Below are 4,717 nucleotides of genomic sequence, written 5' to 3'. Positions count from 1 at the left end.
TTACGCTCCCCTGTGACGTCGTCAACCCTTTCCGGTCGACAGCTGCTATAGATTAAAACTGCTTTTCTGATAAAGCCTATCAGGATAAAAGCATCTATTCACATGCTGAGCAGATTGATTGAAAAGGCCAAATTGTCCTTACGCATTATGGAATAGTTGTCCCAAAATAGGCAGCTGCCGCACACCACCAAACTCCCTCCCGAGGGCATCCTCCGTTCGGCCGCCATGATGGGCGCCCTCTCCCTCGAGCCGGTAAGAGCCGATTCCTCGCCCCGCACCACTACGCGCACATCGGGATGCAGCGCCTCTATGGGAGCGCTATATGGAAACACCACTTGGTTTACGCCTTGGGCATAAGCTTCCACCCTGGAGGTGATCACCATGCGGCAATCGCCTTCGTCAAAATTGTTCTCATCAACCACCTCGTCCATCTTAAGCCGCATTCCAAACCTTTCAGCCACGGCATTGCATATTTCGGCAACATTATCCTTGTTGTTGAAGTGCGCCGTGAAAATGATCCGCTTTCCATCTTCAACAGCCCTTTCGATGGCCTTTATCTCTGGCTCATCGAAGGGCTTTTCGCTATAGTTGAACACTATTACGGGATAACGGAACAGCTCATCGAAATCGGCCACTTCCGCTATCTCTATGCCCCTCTTTCGGCTTTCCTGCTCTAATGTAGAAAAGTAATACGAATCGCTTATTAAAAATTCCGCATGGGAGCTACTCCATGCTACCTTCAAGATATCATCCCCTCCCTCAATGTAGGCTGAATACTATTATCGTATTTACCTTACGTGCAAGCGCGAGATACACAAAACGGCATTTCATTTAACATTTTGAGGTAATCTCAACAGCCCTTGAGGGTATCGGACATTGATTATTTTGTCCAAGTAATATATAATAATATATACTTTTCCAATTGTAAACCCATAAACGATATCTGGAGGAATACTGATATGAAGCTTGGAATAGTAGGTTTGCCCAATGTCGGTAAGAGCACCCTCTTCAACGCCATAACCAAAGCCGGAGCGCAAGCCGAAAATTACCCATTTTGCACCATAGAGCCCAATATAGGGGTGGTCCCTGTCCCCGACCCCAGGCTGGAGAACCTGGCCGAGATGTACAAGCCTGAAAAGGTCACGCCGGCATTCATAGAATTCGTCGACATTGCAGGCCTAGTCAAGGGTGCCAGCAAGGGCGAGGGACTTGGCAACAAGTTCTTGTCCCACATACGAGAAGTGGATGCCATCGTACATGTAGTAAGGTGTTTTGACGATGAGGATATAACTCACGTGGAGGGAAGCATTGACCCCATCCGCGATATAGAGATCATAAATCTTGAACTGATATTCGCTGATCTGGAAAGCCTGGAAAAGCAGATGGTAAAAGTGCAAAAGATGGCAAAAAGCGGAGATAAGCAAAGCATAGAAAAGCTGCAGGTCATGGAGTACATAAAGGAAAACCTCGAGAAGGGTATACCCGTAAGGAGCCTGACATTTACGGAGGAACAGCAAAATCTTGTGAGGCAGCTCTTTTTGTTGACCTCAAAGCCGATGATATACGCCGCCAACATATCCGAAAAGGACGTTGGCCTCAAGGAGGATCCGCCTCTGGTTCAGAAAGTCAAGGAATACGCCAAAAAGGAAAATGCCCCGGTAGTGGTGATATGCGCCAAGCTGGAGGAAGAGATCATCCAGCTGGATGAGCAGGAGAAAAAGGCGTTTCTGCAGGAGATGGGCCTGGAAAGCTCGGGGCTTGATAAGCTGGTATCGGCGTGCTATAGCCTGCTGGGCCTCATAAGCTTTTTGACGGCCAGCCCCAAGGAGGTAAGGGCCTGGACAATAAAAAAAGGCACCAAAGCGCCGCAGGCTGCAGGTAAAATCCACAGCGACTTCGAGCGTGGGTTCATCAAGGCCGAAGTCATTCCCTATGACACTCTGGTAGCCGTGGGGTCCTATACGGCCGCCAAGGAAAAGGGGCTGGTAAGGTCCGAAGGTAAAGATTACGTCATCCAGGACGGCGACGTGGTGCTGTTCCGCTTCAACGTATGACGGCCGTTTGCTGTATCACGCATGTGGTTTTTCTCAGTAGATATGAGGACGATAGCATAAACCCTTGATGCTTTCAACCTTTAAGCATAAGCATGGCGACCATCCTGCCGGTATTACCCTTATCCCTGCGATGGGAGAAGAAGAGGTCCTGTCGACAGCTTGTACACATGCCCGCCACCGTTATATTGCGGGGAGGAACACCCATTTCTTTCAGCTGCAACGCATTGGCCATCCACAAGTCTATGCGGTACTTGCCCGGTTGAGAGCCGGGCTTTATTATTATATCCTGGTATTTGGCAAAAATCTCGGCAAATTGCTGTGCCACCGGAGGGTCAACTTCAAAGCAGCAGGGACCAATGGATGGGCCAATCCCTATCAGGCACTCCTCGGGGCGGGTACCAAACTGTTGGCGCATGCTTTCCAACGTCTTGGCTCCTATGCAGGCCACCGTACCCCTCCACCCCGCATGGCTTAAGGCAATGGCTCTGCGTATAGGATCCAAGAAGAACAGGGGCACACAGTCGGCATAAAAGGTCACCAAAGCCACCTGCTTCTCCCCCGTCATAAGGCCATCTGCTTGGAGTATATCGCTCTCCCTAAAGGCCCCCTTCCCTCTGTCGCCTATACCCACCACAGCCACTTTGTCGCCGTGCACCTGGTCGGAAAACACCGTATCATGAGGGTCTATATCCAGCACCCGGCAAAACCGTAAGAAGTTTTCCATAACCGCGTCACTAGAATCACCTTTGTTAAAGCCGAGATTCAAGGTGCCATACTGCCGAGTACTTACCCCTCCCTTTCGGGTACTAAAGCCGTGGCTCACCAGCCCGGTCCTTTCAAAGCTAGGTATAACGCAGTACCATACGCCTTGCCTTTCTCGCAGCTCAAATCCCGTGCTAAACTCCATCCTTAAACTCCTTTTCCCTCTTTATTCTGACATCTTCTCCTTCATAAGCTTGTTTAGCTCTTCCATAAAGGTGTTTATATCCTTGAATTGCCGGTACACCGATGCAAACCGCACATATGCCACTTCGTCCAATTTTTTCAGCCTTTCCATCACCATCTGGCCTATCTGCTGGCTGGTAACCTCCTGCTCCAGGGAATTGAAGACCTGCTTTTCCACATCCTGAACCAGCTCTTCCAAATCCTTGAGGGATATGGGCCTCTTTTCACATGCTTTTAAAAGCCCTTTCAGGATCTTATTCCTATCGAAAGATTCCCTTCTGCCATCCTTTTTCACGACAAACACCGGTAGCTGCTCTATCTTCTCATAGGTGGTGAATCGCTTGCCGCACTTGGTACACTCGCGTCGCCTGCGAATGGTAAAGCCCTCATCGGTGGGACGGGAGTCTACCACCTTGCTTTCAGCTTGGTAGCAAAAAGGGCACTTCATGGCTGGCCTATCGAACATCTAAACCCTGCACAAAGGCATACAGGTTTAGATGGTTAGGGTATTTATAGTCCGCCTTTTTTGAGCCGTCCCATCCCCAACAGGCGGTATTTGGGACAGCCAAGCGAGAAAGCCGGCTAAAAATCGGCCTTCTTTTTTATTATTATAGCTTTTTTAAGCCGGCTCGTCCACATTTACGTGCCCTTAAAGCCATGCTGCCTTTGGTTGGAATCGTTCTACTTCTTTATGATGGACGGATCCACATCAACCAGTATGACATCATCTCCTATCTTCTTTATGTTCTCCCAAGGGATGACCAGGTCATGGTCCCCTTTTAAAAACCCCAGCCATCGGTTGGGCCCGGGCACCACGATGGCGGTGATTCGCCCGCTGTGCAAGTCAAACTCCATATCAACTATCACGCCCAATCGCCTGCCATCTCTGATATTTATAACCTCCTTCTGCCTAAAATCGGAAGTTTTCTCCATGGTAACCCTCCCCTGTTTTCCTCTACGTTTGTCTCAGTAAAGTTTATTCACCTTGTAATGTAAAAATGCCATATAATTACAAGGCTCAAGCCTTGAACAGGGCTTAAGTAAACTTCAGCAGCCAAGCAATAAAAAAGAGAAGCCCCGCACCAAAGCAAGGCTTCTCGTTTTATGCGTCTTCTTTTATACGGTTTAAGTCGATCTCATATATACTTTCGCATGTGGGCCAGTGCCGTCTTCTCAAGCCTGGACACCTGGGCCTGCGAGATGCCTATTTCCTTGGCCACCTCCACTTGAGTCCTGCCTTCGAAGAAGCGCATGGTCAATATGAGCTTTTCCCTTTCATTGAGCTTCTTCATGGCCTCCCTCAGAGCTATTCCCTCAAGCCAGCTGTCATCCTGATTTTTCTCATCCTTTACCTGATCCATGACATAGATGGCATCTCCGCCATCGTGGTATATGGGCTCAAAAAGGGAGATGGGATCCTGTATGGCGTCCAGTGCGAATACCACCTCTTCCCTCGGGAGGTTGAGCTCGTTGGCGATCTCGGTTATGGTAGGTTCCTTGGCGTTTTTACTTATTAGCTGTTCCCGCACCTGCAGGGCCTTGTAGGCGATATCCCTCAGCGAGCGGCTAACCCTTATGGAATTGTTGTCCCTCAGGTACCGCCTTATCTCGCCGATGATCATGGGTACGGCGTAAGTTGAGAACTTTACATTTTGAGAAAGATCAAAATTATCAATAGCTTTGATGAGTCCGATACATCCCACCTGGAAAAGGTCGTC

General features: G+C 49.1%; 6 protein-coding genes. 1 reads left to right on the top strand and 5 read right to left on the bottom strand.

Annotation, left to right across the window (positions count from 1 at the left end; all coding sequences use genetic code 11):
* Positions 1–98: 98 nt before the first annotated feature.
* On the bottom strand, positions 99–743 hold the full coding sequence (locus FWJ59_RS07945) for a DUF4350 domain-containing protein (protein WP_414481413.1): 645 nt from the start codon (positions 741–743) through the stop codon (positions 99–101).
* Positions 744–959: 216 nt separating this feature from the next.
* Here FWJ59_RS07945 and ychF point away from each other — a divergent pair, with 216 nt between their 5' ends.
* A complete protein-coding gene (ychF, locus tag FWJ59_RS07940; protein ID WP_414481412.1) occupies positions 960–2,054 on the top strand; it encodes a redox-regulated ATPase YchF in 1,095 nt (364 codons plus the stop codon).
* A gap of 73 nt (positions 2,055–2,127) precedes the next feature.
* Here the strand turns inward: ychF and pgeF are convergent, their stop codons facing one another.
* From pgeF to sigG, 4 genes are all read right to left on the bottom strand, one after another.
* Positions 2,128–2,961 carry a peptidoglycan editing factor PgeF gene (pgeF, locus tag FWJ59_RS07935; RefSeq protein WP_414481411.1) on the bottom strand — a complete coding sequence of 278 codons (834 nt, stop codon included), beginning with the start codon at positions 2,959–2,961 and terminating at the stop codon, positions 2,128–2,130.
* A 21-nt stretch (positions 2,962–2,982) separates the two neighbouring features.
* Positions 2,983–3,447, bottom strand: a complete 465-nt coding sequence (gene nrdR, locus FWJ59_RS07930) for a transcriptional regulator NrdR (protein WP_414481414.1) — start codon at positions 3,445–3,447, stop codon at positions 2,983–2,985.
* A gap of 233 nt (positions 3,448–3,680) precedes the next feature.
* A complete protein-coding gene (locus FWJ59_RS07925) occupies positions 3,681–3,932 on the bottom strand; it encodes a YlmC/YmxH family sporulation protein (RefSeq protein ID WP_414481410.1) in 252 nt (83 codons plus the stop codon).
* A gap of 203 nt (positions 3,933–4,135) precedes the next feature.
* A partial coding sequence (gene sigG, locus FWJ59_RS07920; protein ID WP_414481409.1) for an RNA polymerase sporulation sigma factor SigG occupies positions 4,136–4,717 on the bottom strand: 582 nt, incomplete at its 5' end.

Origin of the sequence: Caldicoprobacter sp. (assembly GCF_047459465.1) — a bacterium.
In the GTDB taxonomy this organism is placed as follows: Bacteria; Bacillota; Clostridia; order Caldicoprobacterales; family Caldicoprobacteraceae; genus Caldicoprobacter.
This window is presented reverse-complemented; position numbering and strand designations above follow the sequence as displayed.

What these genes read in the sequence shown, in the direction of transcription:
- ychF (WP_414481412.1), top strand. Translation starts at nt 960, where the DNA reads ATGAAGCTTGGAATAGTAGGTTTGCCCAATGTCGGTAAGAGCACCCTC.
- pgeF (WP_414481411.1), bottom strand. Translation starts at nt 2,961, where the DNA reads ATGGAGTTTAGCACGGGATTTGAGCTGCGAGAAAGGCAAGGCGTATGG.
- FWJ59_RS07925 (WP_414481410.1), bottom strand. Translation starts at nt 3,932, where the DNA reads ATGGAGAAAACTTCCGATTTTAGGCAGAAGGAGGTTATAAATATCAGA.
- nrdR (WP_414481414.1), bottom strand. Translation starts at nt 3,447, where the DNA reads ATGAAGTGCCCTTTTTGCTACCAAGCTGAAAGCAAGGTGGTAGACTCC.